This is a genomic window from Sphingomonas sp. MS122, from assembly GCF_049532975.1.
In the GTDB taxonomy this organism is placed as follows: domain Bacteria; phylum Pseudomonadota; class Alphaproteobacteria; order Sphingomonadales; family Sphingomonadaceae; genus Sphingomonas.
This window is the reverse complement of record NZ_CP186695.1, coordinates 1,079,337-1,093,711: the sequence shown is the minus strand read 5'-3', so window position 1 is coordinate 1,093,711 and position 14,375 is coordinate 1,079,337. Positions and strand designations below refer to the sequence as shown.

Sequence of the window (14,375 nt, the reverse complement as noted above, 5' to 3'; positions counted from 1 at the left end):
GGTTCGCGTGCTTGCGTTTTGTGGCCGGCGCCGCGCCCAATGCAATCGTCAGAATCTCCTCCAGATCGCACCCGCCGCCCAGCCGAAAAAGACCGAGAGCAGCACCGCCGCCATGCCGTAGAGCACCGAGGAGCGTTCGGCGGCGCGCGCGATCCAGCGCTCGAAGCCCGATTTGCGGATGTCGATGTCGCGAACGGCGGCGGCGAGGACGCGGCCGTCGCGGATCAGGAAGGTCTCGGCGGTGAAGCGGCCGACGGGGACGCGGGCGGGGATGTTGACGCGGCCGCGATAGAGCACGCCGTCGGAGATCTCGACCGTGCCCGGCGCCTCGTAGTAGAGGCCGGTGCGCTTCTTGAGGTCGACCAGGCCGGAATCGAACCGCGCCTGCACCGCGGGCACCGCGCCCGAGGCGGGCGAGAGCTGGAGGCTGTCGAGGCCGAGCTCGTAGATCGCCCGCGTCCGTGCGTCGACGATGTCGCGGATCGGGCGCGACGAGGCGATGGCGTAGAAGGACGGCGCCGAGCGGTAGCGGGTGCGATCGGCGTTGACCCAGATGCCGGCGATCTTCTGCTTCTCGCGCACGAGCACCGATTCGGTCGGCCCCTTGACGACGACGACGATGTCGGCGGGCGGCTCGCCCGCTTCCGGGGCGCGTCCGCGGTCGTCGACGATCGCGCCGAACAGCAGCAGGTCGGCGCCGGTGAAGCTGTAGGCGATCTCGATCTCGCGCTGCGACACGTCGGGTACCAGCACCGGCCCGGCCTGGCCGAGCAGCAGCGGCGCGGCGAGCGCGAGAAGGAGCGGGCCGGCGCGGCGTTTCAGCGAAGCCGAAACAGATGCGAGCTCTCCCCTCATCCCGGCTGCACCGTGTAGATCTCGTCCGGGCGCCAGGCGAGGCCGAGCAGCATGCGCAGCGCCACCAGCAGCACCATCAGCGCGAGGGCGAGGCGGAGATATTCGGGCTTGGCGCGCGCGGCGAAGCGGGTGCCGAGCTGCGCGCCGACCACCGAACCGAGCAGGAGCAGCACGGCGAGGACGATGTCGACCGCCTTGGTCGTCACCGAATGCACCATCGTCGCGGCGGCGCTGACGAACAGGATCTGGAACAGCGAGGTGCCGACGACGACCTGGGTCGGCATGCCGAGCAGATAGAGCATCGCCGGGATCAGGATGAACCCGCCGCCGACGCCGAGCAGCATCGTCAGGATGCCGGTAGCGAAGCCGAGCAGCAGCGGCGCGAGCGGCGAGATGTAGAGGCCCGAGCGGTAGAAGCGCCAGCGCAGCGGCAGCGCCGCGACCATCGGGTGGTGGCGCCGCCGCTTCGCGCGGGGGGGCTCGCCGGTGCGCGACGCGCGGATCGCGCCGAGCGATTCGGAGAGCATGAGCCAGCCGATCGAGCCGAGCATCAGCACGTAGAGCACCGCGATCACGGTATCGATCTGGCCGCTCGCCTGGAGCAGCCGGAACAGGACCGCGCCCGCGCCCGACCCGAGCACCCCGCCCGCGATCAGCACCAGGCCCATATGCAGATCGACGCCCTGGCGCCGCAGATGCGCGAACACGCCCGACACGCTCGCCCCGGTCACCTGGCTCGCGGCGGAGGCGGCGGCGACGGTGGGCGGGATGCCATAGACGATCAGCAGCGGCGTGGTGAGGAACCCGCCGCCGACCCCGAACATGCCCGAGAGCAGCCCGACGCCCAGCCCCAGCATCACGATAACGATCGCGTTGACCGAGAGATTGGCGATGGGAAGGTAGAGATCCATGGGCACCCCTGCGTAGCCGCTCATCGGGGCATGCGGAAGGCAGGCGCGCAGGAAAGTGGTTAGAAGTCGGCGCCGAGGCTGAGCGCGGGCCCCGAGCCGGGCCGGGCATCGCCGGCGACGCGCTCGCGCCAGTCGATCGCGACGCGGATGGCGTTGTCGCCGACGGGCACGGTGGCGATCGCGCTCGGGCCGATATCGAGCCGTGCGGCCTCGCGTTGCGCCGCGCCCCAGGCGCCGGCGCCGACATCGAACCTGGCGTTGCCGGCGCGGGCGATCTCGCGCGTGACGCGCAATGCGCCGTCGGCGAACGGATCGATCCGCTTGCGCGCCACCGCACCTGCCTGGCCATAGGCTTCGAGCTTGAAATCGAGCGGCAGCGGCACGCCATGGACACCCGCCACGACACCGAGCGCGGGACCGCCCGGCACGCCGTCGAGGCCCGCGCGATATTCGGCGACGACGCGCACGGGCGCCGCGGTCGGCTGCCAGTCGACGCCGACGGCCGCTTCCTTGCCGCGTCCCGCGAGCGGCGCGGTCAGGCGCGCGAACAATGCGATGCGCCCGCTTCCCGGATGATAGGCGATGCGCAGGCCTGCCTGGTCGCCGCCGAGCATCGCGCCGCCCGATGCCGCGCCGCGGCGCGTGACGAACCAGGCGCTCGCCGACCAGCGCGAGGGCTGGGCGGGCTCGGGCAGCATCGAGGGCGGCGCCGGGTGCCGGGGGAGCGTTCCCGGCGCGATGCCGAGCGCTTCCTCCCGGCCGAACGCGACCAGGCCGAGCGTGGCGAGGTTGATCCGCGCGGGATCGCCGCGTGCCACGATGGATTCGCCCGCGAGACGCGCTGGCGCGGCGGGCGGGCGCCTCGCGGCCGGAAGCGCGCGGACCGCGGGCCGAACGGGCTCCGCTTTCGGCGCCGTCGCGGCGGCGGCGGGGCGGAGGGGAAAGGCGGCCTCGATCGCCTCGGGCAGCGACGCGCCCTCGGGCCAGAGCATGACCGTGCGCGCGCTCGCCCAGCCAAAGGCGACCAGCGCGACGAAGCGCAGCGGCCGGCCTCGCCCGTTCATGCCGGGGTGCTTTCCTCGGCTTCGGGGAAATGATGCGCGGTCTTGTCCCACACGGGGCGCTGGCCGCGCAGCGTGGGGAGGTAGATGGCGATCGCCCGCCGCGCCGCGAGCAGCGCGACGAGATTGGCGACGAAGAGGCGCGGGATCGACAGCATCGCTTCGACCGGGCCGAACGCATGGCCGGTGAACAGCGCGCGCATCGCGACGCGCCAGCCGAGCAGCGCGCCGTTCGCCAGGAGCATCCAGCGCACCGCCCCCTCGGGCACGGGCAGCGGCGATCCGGCGGCGAGATGGATGGCGAGCGACGCGCCCCAGGCGATCAGCGCGACATAGGCGATCGCCAGCACCGGGATCGCCAGCGTCGCGCGCCGGTCGCGCATGCGCATCCAATGCTCGCCGAGCGAGCCCTTGCGCGCCCAGCCGGTGCGGTCCCAGCCGGCGAGCGCGATGCCGGTCATCCAGCGTGCCTTCTGCCGCACCGCCGCGGGCAGCGCCGAGGGGAAATAGCCGCGCACCGCGACGAGCCGGCCGTCGACGTCGTAGCTGCGCGCGAGCTTGGTCCGGCCGCCCATCGCCGCGACGGTGAGGCCGAGCTCATAATCCTCGGTCAGGCTCGATTCGTCGAACGGGAGCCCGCCGCGCGCGTCGGCGATGCGGCCGAGCAGCGCGCGGTCGATCGCGCAGCCGACCCCGGCGAAGGGCAGCGCGGCGCCCAGCGCCTCGCGCACGCCGAGGTTCTTGGCGTGCGCTTCGGCGAACTCGTCGAGATAGTGGCCGGCGATCAGCGGCGAACGCGGATCGGGCAGCGGCAGGACCGGGATCTGCACCGCCTGGTGATCGGCGAGCCAGGCGGCGATCACGCCGAGCTCGTCGCGGTGAACCACGTCCTCGGCATCGTGCAGCACGACCGCGCGCACGCGCCCCTCGACCGCCTCGTCGCGCAGCAGCGCGCGCCACACGGCGTTGAGGCAATCGGCCTTGGTGGTGCCGCCGGGCCGATCGTTGATCACGATGCGGACCCGCGCATCCTCGGCGGCGACCGCGCCGGCCGCGGCGAGCGTCGCGGGATCGTTGGGATAGACGCCGACATAGAGCCGGTAATCGGCATAATCGTAGCGCGCGAGCGCGGCGCGCAGCATCTGGCCGATCACCGCGGACTCGTCCCAGGCGGGGATGAACACTGCGAGGCGGCCGCCGTCGCGGGCGGGCGCGCGGCGCGGCGCGGGCCTCAGCCATCTGGCGGTGCTGGACCAGAAATAGACCAGGTCGACGGCGAGGTCGTCGACCCCGCCGATGAGAAAGCCGATCGCCGCGAACAGCATCGCCTCGCGCGCGACGGCGTCGACACCCAGGATGACCGCCTCGATGCCCAACGGCATTCCCCCCGATTCGGATCAGCGATTGTCCGATTCGGAGCGAAGGCGATCAAGTGCTTGTTGTGACTCGCGAAAATATAAAAACGCCGGCATCCCAAGGGGATGCCGGCGCTTGTTATCGGTCATCTAGTCCGAAACGGATCAGCCGTCGTAGTCGGCGCCCAGATTCTGGTTGCGCGGCGGCGCGGCGGCGGTGAGGCGCAGCGCCTCGGCCGACGCGGCGAGCGAGCCGACCTCGTCGGGCGCTTCCTCGTCGTCGATCTGCACGCGCTGCAGGCTGCCGACCAGCGATTCCTCGAGATTGTCCGGACGGACGGTCTCTTCGGCGATCTCGCGCAGCGCGACGACCGGGTTCTTGTCGCGGTCGCGCTCGAGCGTGAGCTCGGCGCCGCCCGAGATCTGCCGCGCACGCTGTGCGGCGAGCAGCACCAGATCGAATCGGTTGGAGACCTTGTCGACGCAATCCTCGACTGTGACGCGCGCCATGAAACGCTTCCTTCGGGCAGGGAATACAGGAAAGGGCGCCATCTAGGGTCGCCCCCGGCAAGAGTCAAGAAAATCGGGGGCTGGCGATGCGCGCGCGCTTGGTGCAATCCGGGCGCGATGCAGCAGGCCGACCCGAACCGACCCGCAATCGCGCAAGGCTTGCCGCCCGAACCCCCGCCGCAGCCGGTATTCGCGGTCGAGGGCAACCGGCTGACCCTGCTCGACACCGGCCCCCGGCGCCTGGAGGCGCTGATCGCGCTGATCGAGGGCGCGCAGGTCTCGCTGCGGCTGCTCTACTATATCTATACCGACGACGCGGTGGGCGAGCGGGTGCGCGACGCGATGACCGCGGCGGTGGCACGCGGGGTGGAGGTGACGCTGATCGTCGACGGGCTCGGCAGCGACCCCGTCTATGACAAGGACTTCTTCGCGCCGCTGCGCGAGGCGGGGGGCAATGTCTGCTTCTTCGTGCCGCGGCTCGGCCGCCGCTATCTGCTGCGCAACCACCAGAAGGTCGCGCTGGCCGATGCCGAGACGGCCGCCGCGCGCGCGATCATCGGCGGGTTCAACATCCAGGACGATTATTTCGGCGCGCCGGGGAGCGACGGATGGCGCGACCTCGGCCTGCTGGTCGAGGGCCCCGCGGCGGCGCGGCTGAGCGGCTATTTCGACGCGCTGTGGCGCTGGGCGAAGCGGCCCCGCGCGCCGCTGCGCGTGCTGCGCAAGGCGCTCGCCGACTGGAGCGAGCCCGAGGGCCGGCTGCGCTGGCTGATGGGCGGGCCGACGCGGCGGCTGTCCCCCTGGGCGCGCGCGGTGCGGCGCGACCTCAAGCATGCGCGGCGAATCGACATCCTCGCCGCCTATTTCTTCCCGAGCCCGGCGATGCTGCTGCGCCTCGGCCGCGCGGCGCGGCGCGGCGGGAGCGTGCGGATCGTGCTCCCCTCGATCACCGACAATGCGCTGACGATCTGGGCGGCGCGCTTCACCTATCGCGGGCTGTTGCGGCGCGGCGTGCGGATCTTCGAGTATCTGCCGACCAAGCTGCACACCAAGCTGTTCGTGATCGACGACGCGGTGCAGATCGGATCGGCCAATTTCGACATGCGCAGCCTGTTCCTCAATCTCGAGGTGATGCTGCGCATCGAGGACCGCGCCTTCGCCGCGCATGTCGGCGCCTATGTCGATGCCGAGGTGGCGCGGTCGCTCGAGGTGACGCCCGAGCTGCATCGTGCACGCACCGGTCCGTGGACGCGGCTCAAGCAGGCGGCGGTGTATCTGGTGGTGGGCGTGCTCGACTATCGCGTGACGCGGCTGCTCAATTTCGGGCCGCGGGACTGACCCCGGACGCGCGCGCCCGGGGCCGATCGAGTCACTTCACCTCGGCGAGCGCCTTCGCGGTCTTGGCGAGCACCTCGGGGGTGAGCTTGTCGGCGGCATAGCCGGACAGCTGGTTGAGGCTCATGCCCTTGAACATCTCGTAGGATTCATGGGTCGTGATGCCGGGCAGATTGGCCTCGAGCGCGGCCTTGGCCTTGGCGTCGGCGACGATGTCCTGGATCGGCGTGTCGAGGTTGAACTTGGCGGCGGCTGCTGCTGCCGGAGCGGCGGGCGCCGGGGCCGGCGCCGTCTGCGCCGCGGCAACGGGGGCGAGCGTGACGGCCGCGAGCGCGGCGAACAGGGCAGTCTTCATCTAGGCAATCCCTCCCAACGGCACGCGCGAATCGCGGCCGGCCCACGGGGCGGCACGGAACCTAGCGCGCCGTTGCGGCCGGCGCGAGAGGGCCCATGGTGACGATCCAGAAATCGGGCGGCGCGCCGAAGCGCAACGGCAGCACGCTGGTGCCGATCCCGCCCGAGACGATCGTGGTGCGGCCCGGCTCGCGGATCATGCCGCAGGCGTAGCGCTCGCCATGGCGCGAGGCGGTGGCGAGATAGCCGACCAGCGGCAGGACGATCTGGCCGCAATGCGTATGCCCTGCCAGCACCAGGCCGAAGCGCGGCGGCAATAGCGGCGCGATGTCGGGGCTGTGGCTCAGCACCACGGTCGGGCCGGGCAATGCCGCGGCGGCGCGAGCCAGCGCTTCGACGTCGGCATTGCCGGTATGGATGTCGTCGGCGCCGGCGATGATGAGCGGGCCTGCGCGCACCGCCTGGTTGGCGAGGACGCGAATGCCCGCGGCGGTCACCGCGCGCCGCATCGCCGAGCCGTCGCGCCAGTGATCGTGGTTGCCGAGCACGGCATGGACGCCGAGCGGCGCCTTCAGCCCCTTGAGCGAGGCGGCGATCTCGGCTTCCGAATAGAGGCGGGTGCTGAGCGCGCGGTCGCCGCTGAAATCGCCCGCGATCAGGATCAGGTCGGGCTTCTGCGCGGTCACCTGGGCGGCGATGCGCGCCATGCGCTCGGGGCTGAGGTCGGGACCCTGGACGTGGATGTCGGCGAGCAATGCGACGCGGACCGGCGGCGCGGCGGCGGGCCAGCTTTCGAACCCGACATTGGCGCGGCGCACGAGGGGATCGGCGGTGGCGTTGCGGTAGCCGATGAGCGGAATCGCCAGCGCGAGCAGCAGCAGGACGGCGAGCACGCGCTTCATGGCGCCCCGTCTAGGGTGTGTACCCAATACCGGCAATGGTCGTGATCGCCGCTTCCCACGGCGACCCCTTCGGGGCGGGCGTCTTTTGGCGCACAGCGGCGTCGCTCGTCAGTCACGATGGAAACCCATCGCTCCTTCCTCGCTCCTGCCTGTGCACCAAAATCCGCTCCGTCACGGCCGTTGCCGGTATTGGGTACACACCCTGGCGGAACCGTTGCGGCTGCGCCATGTTCAGCCGTCATGCGCGCTTTCGCCGACCTGCTCGACCGGCTGATCTATACGCGCTCGCGCAACGCAAAGCTGCGGCTGATCGGCGCGTATCTCAAGGCGACACCCGATCCCGATCGCGGCTGGGCCATGGCGGCACTGACCGGCGACCTCGACCTGCCCGCGGTCAAGCCGGCGATCATCCGCGCGCTGGTGAGCGAGCGCGTCGATCCGGTGCTGTTCAGCCTGAGCCGCGATTTCGTGGGTGATACCGCGGAGACGGTGGCGCTGATCTGGCCCGAGCCTGCGGTGCCCCCGCCTGTCGGCGAACCGCTGACGGTGAGCGCGGTGGTCGACCGGCTCGGCAGCCTGTCGCGCTCCGACGCCCCCGCCGCGCTCGGCGCGATGCTCGACCGGCTCGAGGCCGACGAGCGCTATGCCCTGCTCAAGCTCGCGACGGGGGCGTTGCGGGTGGGTGTGTCGGCACGGCTCGCCAAGACCGCGCTGGCCGAGGCGTTCGGACTCGACGTCGATGCGGTGGAGGAGGTGTGGCACGGACTTCAGCCGCCCTATGCGCCGCTGTTCGACTGGGCCGAGGGGCGCGGCGCGCAGCCGACCGCGGCCGACGTGCCGGTGTTCCGTCCGTTCATGCTCGCGCACCCGCTGGAGGAGACTGAGGTCGATCTCGCCGACTATGCGGCCGAGTGGAAATGGGACGGAATCCGCGTCCAGCTGGTCCATGTCGCGGGCGAGACCCGGCTCTACAGCCGCGCGGGCGACGACATCACCGGGAGCTTCCCCGAGGTCGCGGCGGCGTTCGCGACGCCGGGCGTGCTTGACGGCGAGCTGCTGGTGAAGGGCGAGGCGCAGGGCGGAGAAGGCGGCGCGGCGAGCTTCAACGCGCTGCAGCAGCGGCTCGGGCGCAAGCAGGTGCCGGCCAAGATGCTGGCGGACTATCCGGCGTTCGTGCGGCTCTACGACATCTTGTTCGACGGGGTCGAGGATTTGCGCGAGCTCGGCTGGGGCGAGCGGCGGAAGCGGCTGGAGGCGTTCGCGGCGCGGCTCGATCCCGAGCGGTTCGACGTCTCGGCGCTGATCGAGGCGGCGGATTTCGCGGCGCTGGAGGAACTGCGCGCGGGGGCACGCGACGCGGCGATCGAGGGGGTGATGCTCAAGCGGCGCGATTCGCCCTATGTCACGGGGCGGCGCGTGGGCCTATGGTACAAATGGAAGCGCGACCCGCTCAACGCCGACTGCGTGCTGATGTACGCCCAGCGCGGGTCGGGCAAGCGCTCGTCCTTCTATTCGGACTATACGTTCGGCGCGTGGACCGAAGGCGGCGAGCTGCTGCCGGTGGGCAAGGCCTATTTCGGCTTCACCGACGAGGAATTGAAATGGCTCGACCGTTTCGTGCGCAACCACACGGTGGCGCGGTTCGGGCCGGTGCGCGAGGTCGAGAAGACGCTGGTGCTGGAGGTCGCGTTCGATTCGATCCACGCCTCCAAGCGCCACAAGTCGGGCCTGGCGATGCGCTTCCCGCGGATCAGCCGCATCCGCACCGACAAGCCCGCGGCCGAAGCCGACACGATCGCCGGGTTGGAGCGGCTCGTCACCTGACCAGTGCTCCTGCGAAAGCAGGAGCCCGGAGCCAAGAACGCTGCCTTTGCCACCCTGGGCTCCTGCCGTCGCAGGAGCACGGAATAGGCGGATCGACATTCAACATTCCTCCCCCGGAGGGGGAGGAATAAGGACGCTCAATCTTGAATGCCGATTGGCCCTAGTTCTTCGGGACGTTCGCCTCCAGCTCGTCGAGCCACGGCTTGGCGCTGCCGTCCGACGGGGCGCGCCAGTCGCCGCGCGGCGACAGCGCGCCCGCGGAGGAGACCTTGGGCCCGTTGGGGATCGCGCTGCGCTTGAACTGGCTGGTCACGAAGAAGCGGAACAGGAATTTCTCGAGCCAGTGGCGGATCGTCGCGAGGTCGTACTGCGCGCGCGCCTCGGCCGGGATGCCGAGCGGCCATTCGCCTGCCGCGGCGTCCTTCCACGCATGCCAGGCGAGGAAGGCGATCTTGGACGGCGCGAGGCCGTGGCGCACGGTATAATGGAGGAAGAAGTCGTTGAGGCCATAGGGCCCGACCTTGTCCTCGGTGCTCTGCAGCGCGCCGTCGGCGCCGGCGGGAACCAGCTCGGGCGAGATTTCCTGCGCGAGGATCGCTTCCAGGACCTTGTCGGTGTCGGCGTCGAACTGGCCGGTCGCGACGCACCAGCGGATCAGATACTGGATCAGCGTCTTGGGCACCCCGGCGTTGACGGCATAATGCGACATATGGTCGCCGACGCCATAGGTGCACCAGCCGAGCGCCAGCTCGCTGAGGTCGCCGGTGCCCACGACGAAGCCGCCGCGCTGGTTGGCGAGGCGGAAGAGATAGTCGGTGCGCAGCCCGGCCTGCACATTCTCGAAGGTGATGTCGTAGACCGGCTCGCCGGCCGCATAGGGATGCCCCATGTCGGTCAGGAGCTGACGCGCGGCGGGGCGGATGTCGATCTCCTCGCCGGTGACGCCGAGCGCCTTCATCAGCGCCCAGGCATTGCCCTTGGTCCCCTCGCCGGTCGCGAAACCGGGCATGGTGAAGCCGAGGATGTTGGCGCGGGGCAGGCCGATGCGGTCCATCGCCTTGGCCGCGACGATCAGCGCATGGGTGGAATCGAGCCCGCCCGAGATGCCGATGACGAGCTTCTGCGAACCGGTCGCCGAGATGCGCTTGCGCAGCCCCTCGACCTGGATGTTGAAGGCTTCGTAGCAATCCTCGTCGAGCTTTTCGGGCGTGTTGGGGACGAAGGGATAGCGGCGGATCCGGCGATGAAGGCCGGTATCGTCGAAGCCCGGCTCGTGGCGGAAGCCGATGCGGCGGAACTCGGTCTCGGGATGGCCGTGCGCCGCCGCGGTGTCGTTGAAGGTGCCGAAGCGCATCCGCTCCTGGCGGATCCGCGCGACGTCGATGTCGGCGGTGACGATCTCGGGCTCGAGGTCGAAGCGGCCCGAGGCGGCGAGCAGGTCGCCAAGCTCGTAGATCAGGCTCTGCCCGTCCCAGGCGAGGTCGGTGGTGCTCTCGCCCGGCCCGGCGGCGGAGAAGACATAGGCGCCGACGCCGCGCTCCGACTGCGCCGCGCACAGCATCGCGCGCTGGCGCGCCTTGCCGACCACGACGTTGGAGGCGGAGAGGTTGCACAGGATCGTCGCGCCGGCGAGCGCGCCATAGGTGGAGGGCGGGATCGGCGCCCAGAAATCCTCGCAGATCTCGGCGTGGAAGACGAAATCGGGCATGTCTTCCGCGGCGAAGATCAGGTCGGTGCCGAACGGCGCGGTCTGCCCCGCCAGCTCGATCTCGCCCGACAGGCCCGCTCCCGAGGCGAACCAGCGCTTCTCGTAATATTCGCGATAATTGGGAAAATAGCTCTTTGGGACGACGCCGAGCACGTTTCCGCGCGCGATCACCACCGCGCAGTTATATAGCCGCCCGTTGCGCTCGAGCGCGGCGCCGGCGACCAGCACGGGCTTGAGCTTGGTGCTCGCGGCGATGAGGTCGGCGACGCCCTGCCGCGTCGCGCGCAGCACCGCGTCCTGGAAGTGCAGGTCGTCGATCGCATAGCCGGTGATGCCGAGCTCGGTGAACACGAGCAGGTCCGCGCCGGCCGCATCACCCTGTTTCGCCAGCTCGATATGCGAGGCGGTGTTGGCGGCGATGTCGCCAGCGCTGGCAAGCGGGGTGCAGGCGCCGACGCGCACCATTCCATGAGCATGGATCGAATAGAAACGGTGCTTCGCCATCAGCGGATTGCCTCCCCGAGCATCTCCAACGCGACCGCCATGCATTCGATCCGGGTCGGTCCGCGTCCGATATCGCCGAAATGCTTCTCGCGATGCGCGGTTTCGCGCCCCTTGCGTGCGCAGGCGAAGTGGACCAGGCCCGGTTCGTCGCCGGGTCCGCCGGGTCCGGCGAAACCGGTGATCGACAATGCGATGTCGGCATGGCTGCCCTCCAGCGCGCCCTCGGCCATCGCCACCGCCACCTCGCGGCTCACCGCGCCGCAGCGTTCGACGAAGTCGCGCGCGAGGCCGAGGAGCTCGCACTTGGCCTCGATCGAATAGGTGACGAAGCCGCGCTCGAAGGTCGAGCTCACGCCTTCGACATCGGTGAGCAGCGAGGCGAGCATGCCGCCGGTGCAGCTTTCCGCGGTGGCGAGGCTGAGCTTTTTCGCGCAGGCGGCTTCGAGCACGTCGCGCGCGGCGCGGTCCACGTCGTCGGGCAGGACCGGGGAAAGGGTTTCGGTCATCGCCCGGCCTTAGCCGCAACCGGGCGGGCGCGCCACTAACCCGGATCAGGCGCTCTTTTCGGCGTAGATCATGCGGCCTTCGCCGAGCAGCGTGAACACCTTGTCCAGCTCCCGCTCACCCACCGCGAAACAGCCCTGGCTGCGGCCGAGCTTGCCGTGCTTGGCGATCATGTCGGCGTTCGAATACCAGGCGGCGTGGATCACGATCGCGCGGTCGAGTGCGTTGTTGTTGGTCGGATCGAGGCCGATCAGCCGCTGCGACAGCTGGTGCTGGCCGACATAATAGTTGGACGCGAGGAACGCGCCCTCGCAGGTCGCTTCCGAATTCACCTCGTTCGAGAAGCGCTGGAGCATGCCGGTATGCTCGGGATCCGAGCCGATGCCGTGCGCGACGAGCATCGAGCGCGTGGCGCCATTGTGCAGGTCGACGAGATGGAAGCGCAGCCGCGAGGAAGGCAGCGAGAAATCCGCGATCGCGATCCGGTCCTGCTGTCGGATACGGCTGCCATGGCGCTGGAGCGCGGCCATCGCGCGCTGGAACAGCTCGGGCCGGATGCCGCGCGGGGCGACGACCGCCGTGCGCGCCGGCTGGACCACGGGAGTCGCGACCGGCGGCGGGGTGGGGACGGGAACCGGCGGAGCCGGAACCGCTGCGGTCGAGACGGTGCGCGCGGCACAGCCGGCAAGCAGCCCGGTACCCGCGACCGCAGCCGCCGACTTCAAAAACGCGCGGCGCGAGGCCACGGCTTCCATCATCTCACTCATGCGCTCTCTGCGCCCCGACAAAAACTCGCTCTCTCCTAGGAATATAGCAAATGATCGTCGCGATTCGCCTGAACATGTTCCCGCTTTGACACCACTTCACCCCGCCTGCGGCCCGGTTTGTCGTGGTTCGCCGGCCCGGAACAGGACCGTGCCGTTCACGGATTCAGCTTTGAATCGGTGCACCTGCATGGCACGAATTCGATGAATCGCCATTAACCATGGGCGAGTCGAGGCGGAGAATCACCTAGTGCGGGCAGGGTATCGGACGGTGCTGGCGGGCGGGCTTGGGCTCGCGCTCGCCGCCGCGATACCCGCCGCCGCGCAACAGGTTCGCGCCGCCGGAACCGACGAGGTGCTGCTGCGCAACGGGCAATGGGCCTGGCTGGAGGAAGCGGCGTATCAGAAGGCCGGCGGGCCGGGCGCGATCTCGATCCTGATCAGCCTGCCGGGTCAGATCGCCTATATCTATCGCGACGGCGTGCTGATCGCCGCGTCCACGGTATCGACCGGCAAGCGCGGCAAGTCGACCCCGCCGGGCGACTTCACCATCCTGCAGAAGCGGGTGTTCCACCGCTCCAACCTCTACAGCAACGCGCCGATGCCGTTCATGCAGCGGCTGACCTGGACCGGGATCGCGCTGCATGCCGGGCATCTGCCGGGCTATCCCGCGTCGCACGGCTGCATCCGCTTCCCGCGCGAGTTCGCGCGGCGGCTGTTCGAGATCACCGAGCTCGGCACATCGGTGTCGGTGGTGGACTATGAGATCGTCGATCCGCGCGTGCGGCGCGGGGTGCCGCGGCTGGTGCCCGAACAGATCGCCAAGGTGCCCGACCCGCCCTTCCTGCGCGCCGATCTCGCGGCGTTCCGCATCGCCGGGTTCGACGTCGTCACCGCGAGCAACGACGTGATCATCCGCGCGGTGGAGATGCGCGACGTGGTGAGCGACGGCGGCGTCCCCTATGCCCCGCTGAAGCCGGTGGCGCAGAAGCCGCGGCAGCGCCGGCGCTAGTCCGTAGCGGGCGTCGGTCCCGCATAGTTCACCGGCGCGACCGCCCAGGCAAATGGGCGCAGCGGGCCTCCGAGCGCGGCGACCAAAGCGTCCTCGATGCGACGGCGGCTTTCCGCGGCGATGGCCTTGCGGCCCGGGAAATCGCGCGGGTCGAAGGGATCGAGGAAGGTGATGCGCAGCGCGAAGCTGTGCCTGCGCGCGAGCACGCGGCGCGCATTGTTGATCCCGCTCTCCTCGCCGATCCAGCCGATCTCCTCCCCGACCTCGCCATAATAGAGGAGCACGGGCTGGACCATCACGCCCGGTGGGGGCGGCTCGAGCACGCGCAGCATCGGCGTCTTGAACGGCAGCAGCGACTTGCCGTCGGTGGTGGTGCCTTCGGGGAAGACCGTGATCGCCCAGTTCTCGGCAAGCGCGTCGCGCAGCTCGTTGATCTGCTCGGCGACGCCCATGCGGTTCTCGCGCTTGACGTAGACGGTGCGATTGAGGCTTGCAAGCCAGCCGACCACCGGCGCCGTGCCGATCTCCGCCTTGGCGACGAACGCGGTCCCGCTGGCGCCGCCGAGCGCGAGGATGTCGATCCAGGAGAGGTGGTTGGAGACGTAGAAGACATCGCGGCGCAGCGGCGTGCCGATCACCTCGACGCGCGCGCCCGCGATCCGCCCCGCACGGCGCAGGAACCAGCGCGGCCAGGGCGAAGGCAGCCGCAACAGCCGCCACAGATAGTGCATCGGCACATGCGTGAGCACCGCGAGCAGCAGCAGCCCGACGCGACG

The 14,375-nt window shown here is 70.2% G+C and carries 14 protein-coding genes; 3 read left to right on the top strand and 11 right to left on the bottom strand.

Annotation, left to right across the window (positions count from 1 at the left end; translation table 11 throughout):
• Positions 1 to 48 precede the first annotated feature (48 nt).
• The 5 genes from ACO227_RS05040 to rpoZ all read right to left on the bottom strand — a co-directional run bounded on the left by ACO227_RS05040 (position 49) and on the right by rpoZ (position 4,692).
• Positions 49 to 855, bottom strand: a complete 807-nt coding sequence (locus ACO227_RS05040; RefSeq protein WP_423605800.1) for a TIGR02186 family protein — start codon at positions 853 to 855, stop codon at positions 49 to 51.
• Entirely contained in the window at positions 852 to 1,766 is a 915-nt protein-coding gene (locus ACO227_RS05035) for a sulfite exporter TauE/SafE family protein (RefSeq protein ID WP_423605798.1), read from the bottom strand. Before ACO227_RS05035 ends, ACO227_RS05040 begins: the two co-directional genes overlap by 4 nt.
• Positions 1,767 to 1,825: 59 nt before the next feature.
• Positions 1,826 to 2,830 (bottom strand): hypothetical protein, encoded by a 1,005-nt coding sequence (locus ACO227_RS05030; protein ID WP_423605797.1) that lies wholly within the window; start codon positions 2,828 to 2,830, stop codon positions 1,826 to 1,828.
• Positions 2,827 to 4,209, bottom strand: a complete 1,383-nt coding sequence (locus tag ACO227_RS05025; RefSeq protein WP_423605795.1) for a glycosyl transferase family protein — start codon at positions 4,207 to 4,209, stop codon at positions 2,827 to 2,829. Before ACO227_RS05025 ends, ACO227_RS05030 begins: the two co-directional genes overlap by 4 nt.
• Before the next feature lie 138 nt (positions 4,210 to 4,347).
• The gene (gene rpoZ / locus ACO227_RS05020; RefSeq protein WP_066578961.1) at positions 4,348 to 4,692 is read right to left on the bottom strand and encodes a DNA-directed RNA polymerase subunit omega; all 345 of its coding nucleotides are present in this window, start codon (positions 4,690 to 4,692) and stop codon (positions 4,348 to 4,350) included.
• A gap of 117 nt (positions 4,693 to 4,809) precedes the next feature.
• On the opposite strand from rpoZ, the gene ACO227_RS05015 reads away from it, so the two are divergent.
• The gene (locus tag ACO227_RS05015) at positions 4,810 to 6,030 is read left to right on the top strand and encodes a phospholipase D-like domain-containing protein (protein WP_423605793.1); all 1,221 of its coding nucleotides are present in this window, start codon (positions 4,810 to 4,812) and stop codon (positions 6,028 to 6,030) included.
• Positions 6,031 to 6,061: 31 nt separating this feature from the next.
• On the opposite strand, the gene ACO227_RS05010 is transcribed toward ACO227_RS05015, so the two are convergent.
• Positions 6,062 to 6,382, bottom strand: a complete 321-nt coding sequence (locus ACO227_RS05010) for a hypothetical protein (protein WP_423605792.1) — start codon at positions 6,380 to 6,382, stop codon at positions 6,062 to 6,064.
• Positions 6,383 to 6,443: 61 nt separating this feature from the next.
• The gene (locus tag ACO227_RS05005) at positions 6,444 to 7,283 is read right to left on the bottom strand and encodes a metallophosphoesterase (protein ID WP_423605791.1); all 840 of its coding nucleotides are present in this window, start codon (positions 7,281 to 7,283) and stop codon (positions 6,444 to 6,446) included.
• Between the two features lie 240 nt (positions 7,284 to 7,523).
• Here ACO227_RS05005 and ACO227_RS05000 point away from each other — a divergent pair, with 240 nt between their 5' ends.
• Complete coding sequence (locus ACO227_RS05000) at positions 7,524 to 9,107, top strand: cisplatin damage response ATP-dependent DNA ligase (protein WP_423605789.1); 1,584 nt, start codon at positions 7,524 to 7,526, stop codon at positions 9,105 to 9,107.
• Between the two features lie 160 nt (positions 9,108 to 9,267).
• On the opposite strand, the gene ACO227_RS04995 is transcribed toward ACO227_RS05000, so the two are convergent.
• From ACO227_RS04995 to ACO227_RS04985, 3 genes are read right to left on the bottom strand one after another with little or no spacing between them, the layout of a single operon-like run.
• Positions 9,268 to 11,319, bottom strand: coding sequence for an NAD(+) synthase (locus ACO227_RS04995; protein ID WP_423605788.1), 2,052 nt, complete (start codon positions 11,317 to 11,319; stop codon positions 9,268 to 9,270).
• Complete coding sequence (locus ACO227_RS04990) at positions 11,319 to 11,825, bottom strand: CinA family protein (RefSeq protein ID WP_423605787.1); 507 nt, start codon at positions 11,823 to 11,825, stop codon at positions 11,319 to 11,321. Before ACO227_RS04990 ends, ACO227_RS04995 begins: the two co-directional genes overlap by 1 nt.
• A 45-nt stretch (positions 11,826 to 11,870) precedes the next feature.
• Positions 11,871 to 12,590, bottom strand: a complete 720-nt coding sequence (locus tag ACO227_RS04985) for a murein L,D-transpeptidase catalytic domain-containing protein (protein ID WP_423605786.1) — start codon at positions 12,588 to 12,590, stop codon at positions 11,871 to 11,873.
• Positions 12,591 to 12,837: 247 nt separating this feature from the next.
• On the opposite strand from ACO227_RS04985, the gene ACO227_RS04980 reads away from it, so the two are divergent.
• Positions 12,838 to 13,599, top strand: coding sequence for a L,D-transpeptidase family protein (locus tag ACO227_RS04980; protein WP_423605785.1), 762 nt, complete (start codon positions 12,838 to 12,840; stop codon positions 13,597 to 13,599).
• On the opposite strand, the gene ACO227_RS04975 is transcribed toward ACO227_RS04980, so the two are convergent.
• The gene (locus tag ACO227_RS04975; RefSeq protein ID WP_423607257.1) at positions 13,596 to 14,330 is read right to left on the bottom strand and encodes a lysophospholipid acyltransferase family protein; all 735 of its coding nucleotides are present in this window, start codon (positions 14,328 to 14,330) and stop codon (positions 13,596 to 13,598) included. The genes ACO227_RS04980 and ACO227_RS04975 overlap by 4 nt on opposite strands.
• Positions 14,331 to 14,375: the final 45 nt, after the last annotated feature.

What these genes read in the sequence shown, in the direction of transcription:
- ACO227_RS05040 (WP_423605800.1), bottom strand. Translation starts at nt 855, where the DNA reads ATGAGGGGAGAGCTCGCATCTGTTTCGGCTTCGCTGAAACGCCGCGCC.
- ACO227_RS05035 (WP_423605798.1), bottom strand. Translation starts at nt 1,766, where the DNA reads ATGGATCTCTACCTTCCCATCGCCAATCTCTCGGTCAACGCGATCGTT.
- ACO227_RS05030 (WP_423605797.1), bottom strand. Translation starts at nt 2,830, where the DNA reads ATGAACGGGCGAGGCCGGCCGCTGCGCTTCGTCGCGCTGGTCGCCTTT.
- ACO227_RS05025 (WP_423605795.1), bottom strand. Translation starts at nt 4,209, where the DNA reads ATGCCGTTGGGCATCGAGGCGGTCATCCTGGGTGTCGACGCCGTCGCG.
- rpoZ (WP_066578961.1), bottom strand. Translation starts at nt 4,692, where the DNA reads ATGGCGCGCGTCACAGTCGAGGATTGCGTCGACAAGGTCTCCAACCGA.
- ACO227_RS05015 (WP_423605793.1), top strand. Translation starts at nt 4,810, where the DNA reads ATGCAGCAGGCCGACCCGAACCGACCCGCAATCGCGCAAGGCTTGCCG.
- ACO227_RS05010 (WP_423605792.1), bottom strand. Translation starts at nt 6,382, where the DNA reads ATGAAGACTGCCCTGTTCGCCGCGCTCGCGGCCGTCACGCTCGCCCCC.
- ACO227_RS05005 (WP_423605791.1), bottom strand. Translation starts at nt 7,283, where the DNA reads ATGAAGCGCGTGCTCGCCGTCCTGCTGCTGCTCGCGCTGGCGATTCCG.
- ACO227_RS05000 (WP_423605789.1), top strand. Translation starts at nt 7,524, where the DNA reads ATGCGCGCTTTCGCCGACCTGCTCGACCGGCTGATCTATACGCGCTCG.
- ACO227_RS04995 (WP_423605788.1), bottom strand. Translation starts at nt 11,319, where the DNA reads ATGGCGAAGCACCGTTTCTATTCGATCCATGCTCATGGAATGGTGCGC.
- ACO227_RS04990 (WP_423605787.1), bottom strand. Translation starts at nt 11,825, where the DNA reads ATGACCGAAACCCTTTCCCCGGTCCTGCCCGACGACGTGGACCGCGCC.
- ACO227_RS04985 (WP_423605786.1), bottom strand. Translation starts at nt 12,590, where the DNA reads ATGAGTGAGATGATGGAAGCCGTGGCCTCGCGCCGCGCGTTTTTGAAG.
- ACO227_RS04975 (WP_423607257.1), bottom strand. Translation starts at nt 14,330, where the DNA reads ATGCACTATCTGTGGCGGCTGTTGCGGCTGCCTTCGCCCTGGCCGCGC.